Annotated in this window: 13 protein-coding genes and 2 rRNA genes (1 of these 15 cut by a window edge); 3 read left to right on the top strand and 12 right to left on the bottom strand. The window is 48.8% G+C overall.

Annotated elements, in window-relative coordinates:
- Nucleotides 1-1,731 (top strand): 23S ribosomal RNA (locus ACJJIN_RS14805) (it extends 1,151 nt beyond the left edge of the window).
- 203 nt (nucleotides 1,732-1,934) lie between these two features.
- A 5S ribosomal RNA gene (gene rrf, locus ACJJIN_RS14800) occupies nucleotides 1,935-2,050 on the top strand.
- Between the two features lie 795 nt (nucleotides 2,051-2,845).
- Here rrf and ACJJIN_RS14795 read toward each other — a convergent pair.
- From ACJJIN_RS14795 to ACJJIN_RS14775, 5 genes are all read right to left on the bottom strand, one after another.
- The gene (locus ACJJIN_RS14795) at nucleotides 2,846-4,255 is read right to left on the bottom strand and encodes a M20/M25/M40 family metallo-hydrolase (protein WP_444895239.1); all 1,410 of its coding nucleotides are present in this window, start codon (nucleotides 4,253-4,255) and stop codon (nucleotides 2,846-2,848) included.
- A gap of 30 nt (nucleotides 4,256-4,285) precedes the next feature.
- Nucleotides 4,286-4,636 (bottom strand): hypothetical protein, encoded by a 351-nt coding sequence (locus tag ACJJIN_RS14790; protein ID WP_282934336.1) that lies wholly within the window; start codon nucleotides 4,634-4,636, stop codon nucleotides 4,286-4,288.
- A 4-nt stretch (nucleotides 4,637-4,640) separates the two neighbouring features.
- A complete protein-coding gene (locus ACJJIN_RS14785) occupies nucleotides 4,641-5,408 on the bottom strand; it encodes a TSUP family transporter (RefSeq protein WP_444892752.1) in 768 nt (255 codons plus the stop codon).
- Nucleotides 5,409-5,419: 11 nt separating this feature from the next.
- Nucleotides 5,420-6,037, bottom strand: a complete 618-nt coding sequence (locus ACJJIN_RS14780) for a 1-acyl-sn-glycerol-3-phosphate acyltransferase (RefSeq protein WP_444895238.1) — start codon at nucleotides 6,035-6,037, stop codon at nucleotides 5,420-5,422.
- Nucleotides 6,038-6,100: 63 nt separating this feature from the next.
- Nucleotides 6,101-7,684, bottom strand: a complete 1,584-nt coding sequence (locus ACJJIN_RS14775; RefSeq protein WP_444895237.1) for a peptide chain release factor 3 — start codon at nucleotides 7,682-7,684, stop codon at nucleotides 6,101-6,103.
- 277 nt (nucleotides 7,685-7,961) lie between these two features.
- Here ACJJIN_RS14775 and ACJJIN_RS14770 point away from each other — a divergent pair, with 277 nt between their 5' ends.
- Nucleotides 7,962-9,728 (top strand): aminopeptidase P family protein, encoded by a 1,767-nt coding sequence (locus ACJJIN_RS14770; RefSeq protein WP_444895236.1) that lies wholly within the window; start codon nucleotides 7,962-7,964, stop codon nucleotides 9,726-9,728.
- 34 nt (nucleotides 9,729-9,762) lie between these two features.
- Here the strand turns inward: ACJJIN_RS14770 and ACJJIN_RS14765 are convergent, their stop codons facing one another.
- The 7 genes from ACJJIN_RS14765 to ACJJIN_RS14735 form a co-directional block, all read right to left on the bottom strand.
- Nucleotides 9,763-10,437: a response regulator gene (locus ACJJIN_RS14765; RefSeq protein WP_444895235.1), complete on the bottom strand. Its 675-nt coding sequence runs from the start codon at nucleotides 10,435-10,437 to the stop codon at nucleotides 9,763-9,765.
- Between the two features lie 6 nt (nucleotides 10,438-10,443).
- Nucleotides 10,444-11,892: an ATP-binding protein gene (locus tag ACJJIN_RS14760; protein WP_444895234.1), complete on the bottom strand. Its 1,449-nt coding sequence runs from the start codon at nucleotides 11,890-11,892 to the stop codon at nucleotides 10,444-10,446.
- A gap of 267 nt (nucleotides 11,893-12,159) precedes the next feature.
- Nucleotides 12,160-12,681: a hypothetical protein gene (locus ACJJIN_RS14755; protein WP_444895233.1), complete on the bottom strand. Its 522-nt coding sequence runs from the start codon at nucleotides 12,679-12,681 to the stop codon at nucleotides 12,160-12,162.
- Nucleotides 12,682-12,926: 245 nt separating this feature from the next.
- Nucleotides 12,927-14,225 carry a YHYH protein gene (locus ACJJIN_RS14750; RefSeq protein ID WP_444895232.1) on the bottom strand — a complete coding sequence of 433 codons (1,299 nt, stop codon included), beginning with the start codon at nucleotides 14,223-14,225 and terminating at the stop codon, nucleotides 12,927-12,929.
- A 283-nt stretch (nucleotides 14,226-14,508) separates the two neighbouring features.
- Nucleotides 14,509-15,051, bottom strand: a complete 543-nt coding sequence (locus tag ACJJIN_RS14745) for a hypothetical protein (RefSeq protein WP_444895231.1) — start codon at nucleotides 15,049-15,051, stop codon at nucleotides 14,509-14,511.
- A gap of 30 nt (nucleotides 15,052-15,081) precedes the next feature.
- Nucleotides 15,082-16,629, bottom strand: a complete 1,548-nt coding sequence (locus ACJJIN_RS14740) for a YHYH protein (RefSeq protein ID WP_444895230.1) — start codon at nucleotides 16,627-16,629, stop codon at nucleotides 15,082-15,084.
- Nucleotides 16,630-16,659: 30 nt separating this feature from the next.
- A complete protein-coding gene (locus tag ACJJIN_RS14735) occupies nucleotides 16,660-18,024 on the bottom strand; it encodes a YHYH protein (RefSeq protein ID WP_444895229.1) in 1,365 nt (454 codons plus the stop codon).
- Nucleotides 18,025-18,248 lie beyond the last annotated feature (224 nt).

Genomic DNA, 18,248 nt, shown 5'->3' with positions numbered 1-18,248 from the left:
CTTAGGAGCATGGTAGAGGAGCGTTGTGTAAGCCGTTGAAGGTGGATCGGGAGGTCTGCTGGAGGTATCACAAGTGCGAATGCTGACATGAGTAACGATAAGGGAGGTGAAAAACCTCCCCGCCGGAAGACCAAGGGTTCCTGTCCAACGCTAATCGGGACAGGGTTAGTCGACCCCTAAGGCGAGGGCGAAAGCCGTAGTCGATGGGAAACAGGTTAATATTCCTGTACTCGCTATTACTGCGACGGAGTGACGGAGAAGGCTAGGCCAGCATGGCGATTGGTTGTCCATGTTTAAGGTTGTAGGCTGGGGACTTAGGCAAATCCGGGTCCCTAAGGCTGAGAACTGATGACGAAGCCCACTTAGTGGGTGAAGTGGTTGATGCCCTGCTTCCAGGAAAAACTTCTAAGCTTCAGGTAATAGTGAATCGTACTCTAAACCGACACAGGTGGTCAGGTAGAGAATACCAAGGCGCTTGAGAGAACTCTGGTGAAGGAACTAGGCAAAATGGTACCGTAACTTCGGGAGAAGGTACGCCGGTTTTGGTGATGGGACTTGCTCCCTAAGCTGAGGCCGGTCGAAGTGACCAGGTGGCTGCGACTGTTTATTAAAAACATAGCACTCTGCAAACTCGTAAGAGGACGTATAGGGTGTGACGCCTGCCCGGTGCCGGAAGGTTAATTGATGGGGTTAGCTTCGGCGAAGCTCTTGATCGAAGCCCCGGTAAACGGCGGCCGTAACTATAACGGTCCTAAGGTAGCGAAATTCCTTGTCGGGTAAGTTCCGACCTGCACGAATGGCGTAACGATGGCCACGCTGTCTCCACCAGAGACTCAGTGAAATTGAAATCGCTGTTAAGATGCAGTGTACCCGCGGCTAGACGGAAAGACCCCGTGAACCTTTACTACAGCTTTGCACTGAACTTTGAGCCTATTTGTGTAGGATAGGTGGGAGGCTTTGAAGCAGCGACGCTAGTTGTTGTGGAGCCGTCCTTGAAATACCACCCTGGTATGTTTGAGGTTCTAACTCTGGTCCGTTATCCGGATCGAGGACAGTGTATGGTGGGTAGTTTGACTGGGGCGGTCTCCTCCCAAAGAGTAACGGAGGAGTACGAAGGTGCACTCAGCATGGTCGGAAATCATGCAATGAGCATAATGGTATAAGTGCGCTTGACTGCGAGACAGACATGTCGAGCAGGTACGAAAGTAGGTCATAGTGATCCGGTGGTTCTGTATGGAAGGGCCATCGCTCAACGGATAAAAGGTACTCCGGGGATAACAGGCTGATACCGCCCAAGAGTTCACATCGACGGCGGTGTTTGGCACCTCGATGTCGGCTCATCACATCCTGGGGCTGAAGCCGGTCCCAAGGGTATGGCTGTTCGCCATTTAAAGTGGTACGCGAGCTGGGTTTAGAACGTCGTGAGACAGTTCGGTCCCTATCTGCCGTGGGCGTTGGAGATTTGAGAAGAGTTGCTCCTAGTACGAGAGGACCGGAGTGAACGAACCTCTGGTGTTCCGGTTGTCACGCCAGTGGCATTGCCGGGTAGCTATGTTCGGACGGGATAACCGCTGAAAGCATCTAAGCGGGAAGCCTCCTTCAAGATAAGATCTCCCTGAGGCCTTGAGCCTCCTGAAGGGCCGTGGAAGACTACCACGTTGATAGGCTGGGTGTGGAAGCGTTGTGAGGCGTTGAGCTAACCAGTACTAATTGCCCGTGCGGCTTGACCATACAACAGAGATGGTTACTAACGACTAGCTAAGCTAGCGGATTGTGAGTTAGAGACATACGATCGCTTGCGGTGTATTACTACAGATTGTTTTACCGACTTATTTGGGGTTATCGCCGGTCAACAATATGACCGAGGCAAACAGCGATAACACGGCAGGCCAAGCACATTGCTTATAAGACCAACGTCAACCCAAGCCAGTTTGCCTGACGACAATAGAGTTGTGGAACCACCTGATCCCTTGCCGAACTCAGAAGTGAAACGCAACATCGCCGATGGTAGTGTGGGGCTTCCCCATGTGAGAGTAGGTCATCGTCAGGCTTCTAATCCGAAAAGGGCCACCCAATAGGGTGGCCCTTTTTTTATGGCTGAAAATATTTAAAAAAACAAAAACAAAAACAAAAGCTAAAAAAATAAGAGAGAGAAAGCAGAAAATACTTAGTAAAAATTAAATAGAAAAAATAAAAGTAATTCTGAAAAACTTTAATGCTCCACTTTCTCTTAAAAAGTCAGTCAGTAAATAAAAAAAGAAAAAGCTAAAATTACCTGAGTACCTTAAACAGACGCTCTCCTAAAAAGCCTATAAAAATAGGTCTTTACCGACCTCCGTAGCAAACGCCTTTGCGTTCACTCAAAAAATAATCCAACAAAAATAACCCTCGTAAATACCAGAAAAGTACCCATACCACTCCCGCCAAAAATTAAAATTAGCCCATAAAAATATCGGTGATTTTTTAGTCTCTGCAGTAATCCCCTGTAACCACGGGGCCTGTAGCCCGTTTATTAAAGTTATGCACAACTCTATCCAGACTTTCTGTTAGTAACCGCTGGCTGTGGAAATCTGCGCAAAAGTGCTGCTTTTTTACCCGCCTTCAATAGAGCCAAGCAATCACGGGGCTGGCCGGGGATATCCCGGAGTTATACACAGCTCTATCCATGGTTTCTGTTGGTAACAAAGGCGCCATAAAACGGACATCAGTTATTAACAGTGTTATGAGCGATAAATCTGTGGATTACTGCGGCTGATTGGTACGCCAGTATGCGAGAGAAGAAAAGTTTGGGGATAAAAAAAGCCCCACCAGGTGGGGCTTTAAAAATATCGTCTGTATCTTTTATTTATTCAGAGGCAGTAGGAACTCGGCCCAAGTCTCCTTCCATTTCTGTGGTCAGGAAAGACATTACAACCCAGGCCGCTACATTCTGACGAAGATTCTCAGGGTCGACTTTATCCAGGGTATCGTTGGGTGTGTGGTGATAATCGAAGTAGTCGGTACCGTCCTGGTATAGACCAAAGGCTGGCACACCGCGCGCAACAAACACACTGCTATCTGGGCCACCGTAAGATTCATTATTCCCGCGCTCAATACCCAGGGGGGCGAGGAGTTGCATCATTTGATCTGCAATATCAAATTTGCTCTCAGGGAGACGGGTATCGAAACGCCAGACTTTCCCTGCTCCAAAGTCTGATTCGGAGACGGCAATAATATTGTCCAGTTCTTTTACGTGTGCCTCAACATACTGCTTAGCACCTACCAATCCGATTTCCTCTGCACCAAACAGCACGACTCGCAAGGTACGACGGGGGCGCTGTGGCAGCTCAGCAATTAGACGTGCAGTTTCCATAACAATGGCAACCCCAGCTCCGTCGTCCAAGGCCCCGGTGCCTTCATCCCAGGAATCCAGGTGCGCACCGATAATCATGACTTCTTCAGGTTGCTCACGGCCAGTAATCTCACCGATGACATTAAAAGAGGGGCCGTCACTCAGTCGCTCAGTTTCAACATCAAGTTTTACCTGGACTGGCTTGCCGCGTTGGAGCATAGCCTCGAGCAGGTTTGCATCAGGAGCGGAAAGTGCGAGTGCAGGAACTGGGTTTTCCACATCATCAACCGACATCATACCGGTGTGGGCAAATCGGTCTGAGTCGGTTCCTACGGAGCGCAACAGCATGGCAACAGCCCCTTTTTCAGCGGCAGCACGCATTCCCAGCTTGCGACCTTGCGCTGCAGGGCCGTAGCCATCCCCCGTGCGCGCTCTCTCCATACGCTTATTGATAAAAGCGATTTTACCTTTCACTTGGCTGGCCGGGGCCTTCAACAGGGCCTGCACATCGGGAAACTCAATAATTTCCGCTGTTAACCCTCCCTCAGGAGTGGCGGCGCCATAGCCGAGGGAGGAGACAACTAGTGGCTGGGGGAAAGGGGATATGACTTCGGCGTGAGCATGGCCACGAATCCAGCGGGGTACCTCAATTTGCTCGGTATAGACGCGATCAAAGCCAAATGCCTTCATTTTGTCTTGTGCCCAGGCAACGGCTCTTTCATCACCCTCAGTGCCTGTCCGTCGTGGTCCAACCTCGACGGTCAAAGACTCTACAATACTGTAGGCGTCGGAGCTTTCCAGTGCCTGGTCACGTAATACTTCCGCCACAGATACATCTTCCTGTGACAGAGGGGCTGCCTGGGCTATTCCCAGTGCCATGGTAGTGATCAGTCCCCCGGTAAGGGAAAGCAGTGGTTTCAACATCGGTCTATCCTTTGTTAATACTCTTCAGTCTTAAGCTTTTGGCTCGTTATTTGATGAGGCCGCGATCAGTTGCTCGCGAATTTCACGTAACTTACGCAGGCCTTTTTCTGTAAATAAGTAGGGCGGTTCGCCAGTATATTCGCTGTCTTCAATATTGAGGCAACGTTGTCGCATCTCTTCAAGCTTTGGGTCGTGTCGCATTGGGCAGGCGAGGAGTGCTCGCCATTCAGTATCGCTGGCTTGCCCGGTGATTACATCTTCAAGGCCCTTAACAAAACTGCCTCGGTCCATTCGAAATCTGGGTCTGCGCAGGTGCATAAGAACCCAAACCACAATAACAAAGGCAATGAAAGAAAGAATAAGCGTTGCCAGCCAGGTCACGATATCAATCCTCCACTAATAGTTTTATTGCCACAGCAATGGTGGCAATAATGATTACCGGTTTGATAATACTGGCACCTCTTGCAATCACGAGGTTGGAGCCGAGACGAGCTCCTACAACCTGGGCAAAAGACATAGCGATAGCGAGCAATAGAAAAATATGGCCTCCAGCGATAAAAATTAGCATAGAGGTCACATTGGTAGCGAGCACAATAGGTTTTGTTGATGCCGTAGCCGCACGCATATTGTAGCCGAGTAGCGCTGCGAAGGCGGCTGCACAGATAGACCCCATCCCAGGGCCAAAGAAGCCCCCGTAAAAGCCGAGCCCACCGCCAACAACTAGATTAAAAGTAACGTTACTGATTCTGGGTTTTGAGTCAATGTCGGAAATGCGAGGGGACAGAATAAAGTAGAGGGCAATAGCAATGAGCAGGATGGGAAGTAAGGTATTGAGGCCAGCCTCCCCAAGTGAAGCGACTGTTAAGGTGCCTAGGCAGGAACCGATAATTGCAGCAAGTAGTCCTGGCCAGAGGGGGCGTAAATTCAACTGGCCTTTTTGCAGGAAGTTAATGGTGGATGATAGGGTGCCAAAGACGCTTTGAAACTTATTGGTACCGAGAGCATCGAGTGGGGGAATGCCGGCCCAGAGTAAAGCGGGGAGGGTGATTATTCCCCCTCCCCCGGCGATCGCACTGACAAAGCCTGCGGTAAAGGCGATTACTGTCAGTATCAGGTAGGTATAAGTAGAAAGCTCACTACTTAACTGTATCACGAGTGGACTGGTTACCCCTTTTCAAGAGTACTTTCATTATCGTGGTAATACCCCTGATACTTGCTAAAGCGCTTTTGGATCTCTGCCATATCCTGTTCCAGATCACCGATAGGCTGGTACAGGGAGTCAATACAAATACGCTTATTGGGAAAGTCCCAGGCAACAAGCAAAATAGGAACTTGAGCGGTATAGGAAATCCTTAAAAAACCGTTCTTCCAGCGCCCTACTTTTTTGCGGGTCCCCTCGGGAGTAATCCCCACCCACATTTTTTCATTTTCCCGGTAACTCGATGCAACTTGTAGAGCGATATTACCTGCGGCGCGCCTATCGGTAGGAACACCTCCAAGCCACATAAATAGTCCTTTAAACGGGAAGAAAAAAGCTTCCTTTTTCATGAGCCAGGAAATTTTAATACCCAATGCCATAATAAATGGCATGGCAACCACAAAATCCCAATTGGATGTGTGGGGAGCCAAAGCCACCATGACTTTTCTTTCTGGAGGGATTTTCCCATCCATTCGCCAGCCGAGTACCTTGATTATCAACTTGCCAATAGCTTTGGTGATGCGATTGCCCAGCCGAGGTACTTCATTGGGTACTTCAGTAGGTATTTCTACAAACTGACTCATTATTTGCCTCTTTCTTACTGCTGTCACACTAAGGTTTCAGCAAAGGTATTTAGCCTTGCTGCTTTAGTGTTCCCGCGTGGCATAAAAGCGAACTTCCGGATAGCGCTCTTCAGCCAATTGTAAATTAACGCGCGTCGGTGCCAAGTATGTTAGGTGTCCGCTGCCATCGAGTGCCAGGTTGCTACTGGCCTTGCGCTTGAAATTCTCTAGTTCTTTGGCGCTTTCACTATCTACCCAGCGCGCAGTGTTCACGTTGACGTTTTCGTAGATGGCTTCAACTTTGTATTCGTCTTTTAATCGGTAAGCGACTACTTCGAACTGTAGTACACCAACTGCGCCCACGATAATGTCGTTGTTATCCAGCGGGAAAAATACCTGGGTTGACCCCTCTTCAGAAAGCTGCTGAAGCCCTTTTTGTAATTGCTTTAATTTGAGAGGGTCTTTTAAACGTATGCGACGGAACAGTTCCGGGGCGAAATTGGGAATGCCGGTAAATTTCAGTGCTTCGCCTTCGGTAAAGGTATCGCCGATCTGGATAGTACCGTGATTGTGCAAACCAATAATATCGCCGGCAATGGCCTCTTCTACGTGGGTTCGGTCGCCAGCCATAAATGTCACCGCATCGGCAATTTTTACATCCTTGCCAATGCGCACATGCTTCATTTTCATACCGCGATTGTAGGTGCCGGAGCAGACACGCATAAAGGCAATTCTATCGCGGTGTTTGGGGTCCATATTCGCTTGGATTTTAAAAACAAAGCCGGAGAATTTATCTTCGCTGGGCTCTACTTTTCTCTCTTTGGTTTCCCGGGATTGGGGTGAGGGCGCCCATTCAACGAAACCATCGAGCATTTCCCTTACGCCAAAGTTACCCAAGGCCGTACCGAAAAATACCGGGGTCAGTTCACCGGCAAGATAAGCTTCCTGGTCAAACTCATGAGTGGCTCCACGAACCAATTCAATCTCTTCCCGAATATCCTCGGCGTACTCGCCAAGTAGTGCGTCAGCCTCAGCGGAGTCCAGACCCTTAATTTGAATATCATCGGGAATTCTGTGGCCCTGACCTTGGGAGAATACATGGATGGTATCGGTGTAGAGGTTATAGACCCCCTTGAAACCTTTTCCTGAACTCAAAGGCCAATTGATAGGGGCAGCCTGGATATTCAGAACTTCTTCAATCTCATCCATTACCTCGATCGGGTCGCGAATATCCCGGTCGAGTTTGTTGATAAATGAGAGAATCGGTGTGGTTCGCAAGCGGCACACATTCATCAACTTGATGGTGCGGTCTTCCACACCTTTGGCCCCGTCAATCACCATCAGTGCGGAGTCGACGGCGGTGAGTACCCGGTAGGTATCTTCAGAGAAGTCTTCGTGTCCCGGTGTATCCAGTAGGTTTACAGTCCTCTCTTTGTAGGGGAACTGCATAACGGAAGAGGTAACAGAAATACCGCGTTCCTGTTCCATCGTCATCCAATCAGAGCGTGCGTGGGGACCTTTTTTCCCCTTAACGGAGCCCGCTTGCTGTATTGCATTCCCGAACAAAAGAAGCTTTTCGGTCACGGTTGTTTTACCGGCGTCCGGGTGGGAAATAATGGCGAAGGTGCGGCGGCCGGCAAAGCCTGCCAGGGAAGAACTTTGACCCATACTTTAAGATTCGATCACTGGATATTCGAAAAAAATAGGGGCGTATTATACACGCAGGCGTTGCTCCGAGGGTGGGGTATACTGCGAAATTAGACTTGTCAGTTTACCAGCTCGGCGAATGGGGTCATGTCAATGGGCTGAGTTGCCAGCGGGACTGGCACACCTGGACAATTTGCTCAAATCCATTTGGATTAACACTGTACTCTATTGTGGCCAACAGTCATCGAAGGGCTTTTAGCGGTGCAGTGGCAAACTCAGTTATTGAAGGGGAGAGGTTATGAGCCGGGAGCGTTTACAGGCATTGCGGGAAGAGTTGCAGCGGCAGGGTGTCGATGCTTTCTTGGTACCCCGCGCTGATGAGTACCAAAATGAAAGTGTGCCTGCGGCAGATGAGCGACTGCCCTGGCTGACAGGTTTCACTGGTTCCGCAGGAATGGCTGCGGTAGGCAGTCGAGAAGCGGCATTATTTGTTGATGGTCGCTATACCTTGCAGGCGCAGCAACAACTTGGTGATCAACCCATTGAGTTAATGAGCCTCAGTCAAGTCGCGATCATTGAGTGGCTGTGTAGTCAGCTGGATGCCGGTCAGTCTCTGGGGTATGACCCGCGACTGCACACGGAGCCGGGATTGGCCTTGATCAAGAAGCGATTGGCTGAAAGGGATATCCAACTGCAGCCGATGGAACAGAGCCCGATTGATGCCATCTGGAATGACCGCCCCGCATCTCCCTGTGGGCCTGCGCGCCCACACCCCTTCATCTTTACTGGTGAGCATTCCAAAGAGAAACGGCAGAGGATTGCCCGACGTCTCGCAGAAAAACGAGCCGATGCTTTATGGCTACCAAATCCTGAAAGCTGTGCTTGGCTTTTTAATATCCGTGGAGAGGATATTCCGCACTTACCAGTGGCCTTGGCCAATGCAGTCCTTTATCGGGATGGCAGTGCAACTCTTTATTTGGGGGAGGGCGCTGTAGGGGATGCGTTGATTGAGCACTTGGATAAAGATGTAAGTCTAGTCGTGGCCAAAGGGGAATTATTTGAAAATATTAAGCGCCGCCACGTCAATAAAATATGGATAGATCCCCTGATTAGCAACAGTTGGACTTTACAGCAATTGCGGGCACTGGATATTGAACTAATGCTGGAAGGTGACCCGGTCACGGAAGCCAAGGCCTGTAAGAATGCGATTGAACTGGCAGGCAGCCAGGCTGCACATGAAAGGGATGGTGCTGCGGTGTGTGAATTCCTGGCGGAAATACCTGAACAGGTTGCGACAGGCCATTTTGACGAATTGTCCGCAGTAAAGCTTTTACGGAGTAAAAGGGAGGCTCGCGAAGGCTTTCAGGGCAACAGTTTTGAGACAATTTCCGGCTATGGTCCGAATGGGGCCATTGTGCACTATCGGGTGAGCCCTGAATCCAGTTTGGCTATAAAGCCAGAAGGGGTATATCTGTGCGATTCTGGAGGCCAATATCCAGATGGCACCACTGATATTACCCGAACTGTTGCTCTGGGTGAGTTCCCGCCTTCGGCAAAAGAAAATTTTACCCGGGTTTTAAAGGGACATATTGCAATTGCGACTTTGCGATTCCCCAGGGGGACTTGTGGAGAGCAAATTGATGCGCTTGCACGCCGTTCGCTGTGGGAGGTAGGGCTGGATTATGCCCATGGTACCGGTCACGGTGTTGGTAGTTTCTTAAGTGTTCACGAGGGGCCACAGCGGATAGGTAAGGCTGTAACAGGTGTTGCTCTTCAGCCGGGGATGATCGTTTCCAACGAACCGGGGTTTTATCTCACAGGGCAGTACGGCATCCGTATTGAAAATTTGGTGTTTGTGAAAAAGAGCGAAAATTATCCAGATTTTCTAGAATTTGAAGAACTTACGTTAGCTCCGATCGACCGTAATTTGATTGACGTGGCACTACTCACTGAGACTGAACGGGAATGGCTGAATCGTTACCACCAGAGGGTGCGGGATGTGATTACCCCGCTGGTTACTGAAAAAACTGCTGAATGGTTAAAATTGGCTACTGAAGCTTTGTAGTGTGAATCTGGGGGCTGCGTGCCCCCAGGCATAATTAATTTATCTCAAACTTATAGCCAGCACCGTAGACAGAGTGAATTAACTCTTTTTCAGGCATAAGCACTGATATTTTCTTGCGCACTTTTTTGATGTGGCTATCAATAGTTCGGTCGCTGATTACGCGGTAATCGGAATAGATACGGTCCATGATTTGTTCGCGGGAAAAAATTCGACCGGGCTCACTGTAAAGTAGGTCAAATAGGTGGAACTCCAGCGCAGTAAGATTGGCGTCTTTACCTCCGATTCGCAGTTGCCCGGTATTTCTATCTAGTTCGATGCCACCATTTCCGACTTCGCCCTTTTGTGGTCGACGGCGCAACACCGCTTTCACCCGTGCGACGAGTTCCCTGGGGCTGTAGGGTTTACAAACATAGTCGTCGGCACCGGATTCCAGGCCGCGCAAACGATCGGGTTCCTCAATTTGCGCAGTCATTATAATAATTGGAACGTCGTTGCCTTTTTGGCGAATCTCTTCGCAAATCTCCATCCCATGCCGCCCAGGTAGCATCAGGTCGAGAAGGATCAAATCCGGTTTCATAGTTTCCACTTTGGGGACAACCTGATTACCATCAGAAATGATCTCGGCTTGATAGTCGGCGGCATGAAGATAATCCAGTAGTAGGTGCGCAAGTTCGGTTTCATCTTCGACTATTAATATTTTGGCGCTCATAACTTCCTACCATTTAATCCTTTGGCTTAGGGGTAAAAAAATACTTATTTCAAGACCGCCCATAGTGGACGGAGTTGCAGAAATGCTACCCTCGTGTGCTGTAACAATATTTTGGCAAATTGATAGCCCCAAACCCGCACCGCCGGTTTCCCGGCTGCGTGAACTATCTGCTCTATACAGGCGCTCGAACAGGTGTGGTATATCAGCACTGGCAACACCGGGGGCGGAGTCGGCGAAAGTGATAATGGCTGTTCGGGCTTCACAGCGCGCAGTTACTTTGAGTTGTCCCCCACTATCGGTGTAGCGCAGGCTGTTGGTTAACAGGTTGCTAAATAACTGATTGAGGCGTGCTTCATCTGCGTAGACTAACTTATCTTCCGATAGTTGGAGGTCACTGCTTAAGCGAATACCTTTCTGGTCGAATGGAATTTCAAAGTCTTCGATAACACTTCGTAGGATATTCTCCAGGGAGATGTCGGACTTGCAGTAACTTAGTGCCCCCGCGTCGGAGAGAGACAACTCATAGAGATCATCTATCAGGCGGCTCAATTGTTGAATTTTGCTGTGCAGTATGCGCAGGTTCTCTGGTGTGGCTGATCTGATACCGTCTTGAATGGCTTCAATCTGCCCTTTTAATACTGCGAGAGGTGTGCGCAGCTCATGCGAAATATCTGCCATCCATCGGTTTCGGGCATGTTCATTTGCTTCCAGCGTTGCGGCGAGCCGATTAAAGTCAGCACTTAATTGGCCCAGCTCATCTCGCTGCTCTATATCAATACGGGTTTTGAAGTTGCCGGATGTAAGATGGGATGTCGCTTCGGTCAGCTTACGGATGGGCCTTACCAGCTGCCAGGCAAGGGGGATGGCAATGGCTAGTGCCAGAATGAAGGTGGCAACAGAGATAAGAGCGAAAGTCCGCGATTGCTCTTTAACAAACCCTACGGCCAAATCATCATCTAACACGGGTAGTGGATTGATAGCCAGGTAACCAACGGTTTCTCCGTTCACAACCAGAGGCTGCATTACCATGTTCTCAGATCCTGAATAACGACCTATCAGAGGTCTTTTCTCTTTGTTCAACAGGACCAGGCGGGCATTAAGCGACTTGCCCACTGCGTGTTCAGGTGGGGGCTCAGGCGGGCGGCGGGGCCCCCTCGTACCCGGAGGTGGACGATGTGGGGGTGGCATATCCTCAAAGTGACTGGACATCACGCGTCTGTGGAGTCTTTGCCAGCGCCTGCTATTGCCGTCGATAGATTGCCAGCTCCCTTCGCTGGCGTAGATTTCTTGTAACTCATCTACTAAATCGCCGACCTCGCGAAGCTCCTGAGACTGGATATAGGTCATAAAACCATGCTTAAAGCTCCACTGAAAGAATACGAACATTCCGCCAACAGTAATTGCTGTAGTCAATAAGAAAGCGAGGCTTAGTTTATAGCGAATATTTAACGACATAGCCGGTAGCTTGGATTTCAGTAGCCTGTGTTCACAGTGAGCTCAGGTGCATTTTACTCTGTTTCCACTGAGGAAACGCGGCTCAGAAGATCAAGCCTACACTTACTGTAAATATCAGGGCAATCTTTTAACACTCCGAGAGTCTCACGATAAGAGCTCAAGCTAAGTGCCAATAAGCTTAGCTTGGTTATCCAAAGCTGTTCTTGGGGCCTCCATGCCCTGAGTCGGTAGGAGAGATTGAGTCCTTACTGGTAGTTACTTCTATTATTATCCCGGTTTGCCTGTGCTTACTCCCGGCTTTATTGGAGATGTAGAAAAACGATGCAATATCAGATCGGGCTTATCGAGCCGGATAAATAGAGTTGCAAGAATTCTCTTCCCTCCCCGGCTCCAGGTACTGTGGTCATGGGCGTTAAGAGTGACAGTAATTTGGTTGAAGCCCGATTTAAACAGCTTGTCGGGAAGGTGTAAGTCTGGACCATAGATTCGCTGTATTTTCTTACCGTTGATATAGAGATGGGCATGACCTTCCAGATATTGCTTTGAGGCATCATTGGCGTGGCGAGGGGATTCAAATTCGAACCGGTCGTAGTCTATATGTAGGTTATATCCGGACATTTTATCGCGACTAATGTCCAGTTCGATGCGCGGTGCAGCATTGTGTAAAGGGATCTCGACTACTGGGTGTTGGTCGCCGTTATGGCCCGTGTGTGAGTCTGGCTGTGCTGTAGCAAGGTTGGTTATTCCCCAGATAAAAGACCCGATAAGAACGGCTCGAAGAATTTTCATTATTGTCTCACTCCCAGGTTTGGCGATGGGGCAACATACTTCATTCAAACTGCTGTTGCTGTGAATACTTCTGGTTACCAGTGCTTTTAGTCTATCGGGTGCTATTGCTCCAGTTACTTCCATTACCTGGGGTGTAGGTCCCCGTAAAAACAAGGGACCGCAAAGCTTACACTTACTGCGACTCCAGGGAGATTTCCGGCGTATTAGGAAAGTGGCTTGGCCTTCAATGTTAGTGCACCGCTGAACTACTGTGTTGAGCACTCATTGACAATAGTTTGATCATCTAGCTTGCCGTAAAAGCGGGGGCCAAAAGTATATGGGAAGGCGGGGACAAGCTCACCATCATCATCGACAGTGACAGTCAGGTGGTAATGGTATCCCCTTTCGTCATCTGAGTGACCGTTATGCTGGTCCAAATATACTCCGCCTTCATTAGTCAGGCCTTCGTCCCAGTAATAGTCCTCGTAGAAAAAGCCCGCTGCTGTAGTGAACTCATTGCCTGACAGGGAGGTATAAGAGCCACTTGTCGTGGGGCCGGTATTCGATGTTGTTTCGACTCCTTGGGAGAGGTCGTATTCATCCACCAAGAGACAGCTTCTCTCGCCTGCTACGCCGCAACCGCTCTCGGAGCTGGGGTCGTCATAATCTCGTACAGCCCAGCTGCTTTCTGCGAGTTCTCCTTCACTCTGCCAGGGGCCATAGATTGCATAGCCGTCGGCGGTATAGCCGTAGATAGGGGAGTGGTCGTCACCTATATCGCCAACAAGATCGGCTAGGCAATCGCTATAAAAGTGATGGTGGTAATCTCCGTTTGCGGCGTGTCCACCACAGATATCCACATCGTAGACCTCAGCAACCGGTGCCAGGGTTTGCCAGGTGCCATCCACTGATTGACCATCACCCCAATCATAAATAGAGACGCCATTTACCCAGTAGCCCTGTACGCCGAGCCCCGTTGCGTACTCCTCCGTTGCGGGCTCGGGTTCGACAGGGATGTATCCGACATGAGAGACATTCTCTGGGCAAACGAGTCCTGGTGGCCAAAATCCATAGCCGGCATCTACATCACAGGTGCCAATACCCGTATAGCCAATATCTTGCCCAAAGCTGACAATATCTCCAACGCTGACATTGGGGCTGCCAGTTTCGAAATCAGAGGAGGCTAATGGACGTTCAAGTAGTCCGTCTAGAATACTTTGAGTAATTTCAATCTCGTAGTCGGGAACACCGGTTGCTGAGACAACGGTGTATTCCCGGCCATCTACGGTTTCTGATGCTACGCTCTGGACGTTGACCAGAACCTGCTCATTGCTGTTACTTTCATAAATGTAAGGCGCGCGTTCGTCATCAGTATTCATAATCCAGACACCAGTATCAGTGCTGGAATCTGACTCTTCAGAGGAGGTCTCAGAAGAGTCATCGCCATCCTCATCTGAGGAAGAGCCACTATCGCATCCCTGAAGAACTCCGAGAGATATTATCAACGCTAGTGTATAAGAGAGTGTAGGCTGGCCATTCCGGTCAAAAATTTTAATTATTTTCATATCACACCGTGGCATATGGAGGAGTTGCTCCCCGAACCTAGCGCACAAAAGTGAATGAAATGTGGATGGCCTGCTAGCTACATTTTATATCCTCTTTATCGTCTTAATTTTTTTCAGATTTGTGCACTGCGTTCAAAAGCGATACTCCGTGAGTCAGGCAAAAATATCTTATTGCTTTATTGTAAATAGCCTAAGTAGCCTTTAATTAGTGGGCCGGCTATTAATTAAATATTTTTTGGGGTATTAGCTCCAATTCTCTCTTTGAAAAATTCCAGGTCTTAATCTAATTATCAGGTCGGCTGACTTTGGCTATTTGTTTGTTGCCCCCGATAGGTGATGTTGAAAAGCGGTGTAATACCAGCTCTTTCTTATCGAGGTGAACAAATAAGGTTGCCAGTATTCGCTTTCCACCGCGGCTCCAAGTGCTGTGGTCGTGTGCATTGAGAGTCACGGTGACTTGGTTAAAACCGGGTTTTAGTAATTTTCCGGGAATATGTAAATCCGAGCCATAAAGACGTTGGATTTTTTCCCCATTGATGTAAAGGTGGGCGTGCCCCTCCAGAAACTGCTCAGAATCGTCATTGGCAAAGCGAGGGGATTCCAGCTCAAACCGATCGTAGTCAATATGTAGATTATAGCCGGACATATCGTCGCGGCTCATGTCCAGTTCGATTCTGGGAGCGGCAACATGTAGAGGTATCTCTATCACCGGATGCTGATCGCCATTGTGGCCCGCGTGAGGATTTGGCTGTGCCGCATACGCGGTCATAGAGGCTGAAACAATCCAGGCCAAAGACCCAGCGATAAAGAACCTGTGCATTTTCATTTAACTCTTACTCCCAAGCTTGAATATGAGTTAGCGGCCAACGGTGGTTGAGCAGCGATTGACGATAGTTTGGTCATCCAGCTTGCCGGCAAAGCGCGGGCCGAAGGTAAATGGGAAAGCTGGAATTAGTTGGCCATTGTTATCCTGCGTAACTGTCAGGTGGTAGTGATAACCTCTTTCACTGTCAGTGTGTCCATTAAATTGATCCAAGTATTCGCTACCTTGCGCTGTCAGGCTTTCATCCCAGTAATAATCCTCGTAGAAAAAACCTGCCGGAGTTTCAAATTCGTTTCCGGATTGAGAGGTGTAGCTACCGCTGGTAGTGGGGCCGGTGTTATTTGTATTGGATACGCCGCGATCAATATCATATTCATCGACTAGCAGACAGCTGCGTTGCCCGGCAACGCCACAGCCGGTGTCTGAACGGGGATCGTCGTAATCCCGTATTGCCCAGCTGCTTTTAGTTAGCACACCTGCGTCTTCCCATGGACCGTAAATTGCGTAGCCATCGGCGGTATAGCCGTAGATAGGGGAGTGTCCATCGGCGGTGTCCCCGGCAATTTCAGCCAGGCAATTACTGTAAAAGTGATGGTGGTAATCGCCGTTAGCTGCATGGCCGCCACAGATATCTACGTCATAGACTTCTGCCATGGGAGCCAGGGTATGCCAAGTGTTATTTACTGACTGTCCGTCACTCCACTGGTAAATTGAGGTTCCATTTACCCAGTAACCCTGTACACCGAGCCCAGTTTCACAGCTGTCAGTGGATGCCTCAGGCTCAGCAGGAATATAGCCTACATGGTCGACGTTTTCGGGGCACACGGGACCTGGGGGCCAGAAGCCATAACCGGCTTCTGAGCCGCAGCTGGAATTACTGCGATAGCCGATGTCCTGGCCGAAGCTAACAACCTCACCAGTTTGTACCAAGGGGTAGCCATTGACGAAGTCTGTAGAGGCTTTTGGACGGCTGATGAGTGCGTCTAGTATTTCCTGGGTTATTTCAATCTGGTAGTCCGGGATACCGGTAGCAGATACGCGGGTATATTCCTTTCCGGCAACGGTTACAGATTCAATACTTTGCACATTAACCAGAACCTGCTGATTACTGTTACTTTCGTAAATATAGGGGGCGCGTTCGTTAGTTGAATTGATAATCCAGGTAGTACCGGAGCTCTCTGTTACCGAGCTTTCCTCGTTACCTGAAATTGTCGAATTATCTGAGGAGCCGGAATTCTCTTCGTTAACGTCCGAAGAAGTGTCCTCGTTATTATTCGATGTATTGCTTGTTTCGTCGGTAGTTGTTTCTGTTGGATTATCTACCGTAGTATCTGTTGGACTTTCCTCTTCAACTGTATTGCTGTTTGAGTCGGTGGAGGAATCTGCAGTGTTATTTCTAGTGTTTTCTGAATTTATCGAGTTGTTGTTTTGCCAGTTTCTTCCATTGCTATTGCGAACAGGTACTTCCCTAACCGAACGTTGATCGTTGTTATGCCCAGAGTTGGGATTAGGTTGAGCCACAACACTGGCTGCAGTTAGCCAGGCTAATGAGCCGGCAAGAAAGTACCCGTTAATTTTCACGAGAAGGTTACCTCAATTTATCTTTATTGGTTACCGCCCCACGGTTGTTGAGCATCGGCTGACAACAGTTTGGTCATCCAATTTTCCGTAAAAGCGCGGTCCAAAAGTGAAGGGAAAGGCGGGGATTAATTGTCCATCGCTATCGACAGTGACGGTAAGATGATAATGGTATCCTCGCTCATCATCCGAATGGCCATTGTACTGATCTAAATAGACTCCACCTTGAGCTGTAAGTTCTTCGTCCCAATAATAATCTTCGTAGAAAAAACCAGCAGCTGTTTCAAATTCATTTCCGGAGGCGGAGGTATATGAATCACTTGTAGTTGGGCCAGTATTAGAAGTAGTTTCCACGCCTTGGGAAATATCATATTCATCGATTAATAAGCAGCTGCGCTCGCCGGCGACACCACAGCCACTTTCGGATGAGGCATCATCGTAATCTCGAACAGCCCAACTACTTTCCGCTAATTCACCCTCACTTTCCCAAGGGCCATAAATTGCATAGCCGTCGGCGGTGTAGCCATAAATTGGAGAGTGGTCGTCACCAATATCGCCGACCATCTCTGCGAGGCATTCACTGTAAAAATGGTGGTGATAATCACCGTTTGCTGCGTGACCACCGCAAATATCAACGTCGTAGACTTCAGCTAGGGGGGCGAGTGTATGCCATGTATTATCAACACTCATCCCGTCACTCCATTGATAAATAGAGGTTCCATTTACCCAGTAGCCCTGTACCCCTAAACCAGTTTCACAACTGTCAGTTGCAGGTTCAGGTTCAACGGGAAAATAGCCAACATGGGAAACATTTTCAGGGCAGACAGGCCCCGGTGGCCAAAAGCCATAACCAGCTTCTGCACCACAGGACGAATTACTTTTATATCCAATGTCCTGCCCAAAACTGACAATATCGCCAACGCTGACATAGGGGCTGCCGGTTAAAAAGTCAGAGGATGCTTTTGGACGTTCCAGGAGTGCATCGAGAACAGTTTGTGTAATTTCGATAGTGTAATTTGGAATGCCGGTTGCTGATACAACAGTGTATTCTTTACCGTCGACAGTTTCAGATTCAACGCTCTGAACATTTACTAGTACTTGTTCATTGCTGTTACTTTCATAGATATAGGGTGCGCGCTCATCATCAGTATTTAGAATCCAAACCCCGCTATCGGTGCTCGAGTCTGAACTGTCACTATCATCTGATGAATCGTCATCGTCATTATCGTCACCGGAATCTGAGCCGCTGTCGCTAGTATCTTCAGATGACGAATCTGAATCAGATGAAGAGCTGCCGCCTCCACCGCATGCCTGGAGTACGCCTGAAAGCAATACCAGAGATATTACATAAGGCAAAATGGACTTTCGGTCCGTGTCAAAAATTTCCGTTAATTTCATAGCACACCGTGAATTAGATGGGGGTTAGTCCAGAAATTAGCGGATAAAAGTGGAGAAAATGTGGATAATTATTAACCTAATTTGCAAAGGGTTAAATTGGCTCTCTATTTCTGCCTAGTTTGTGCGTAAGTTCAAAAGGATGGCTTTTCTTTCGGTATCAACAGTTAAAAAGTTATTTGCTGAAAAATTACTTATCTCGTTAATGACTTTCTTTGTATTTAATT

The organism is Microbulbifer maximicatervae (SeqCode), assembly GCF_052467505.1.
Note: the sequence above shows the minus strand (reverse complement) of the source record. Positions and strands in the feature narration are given on the sequence as shown.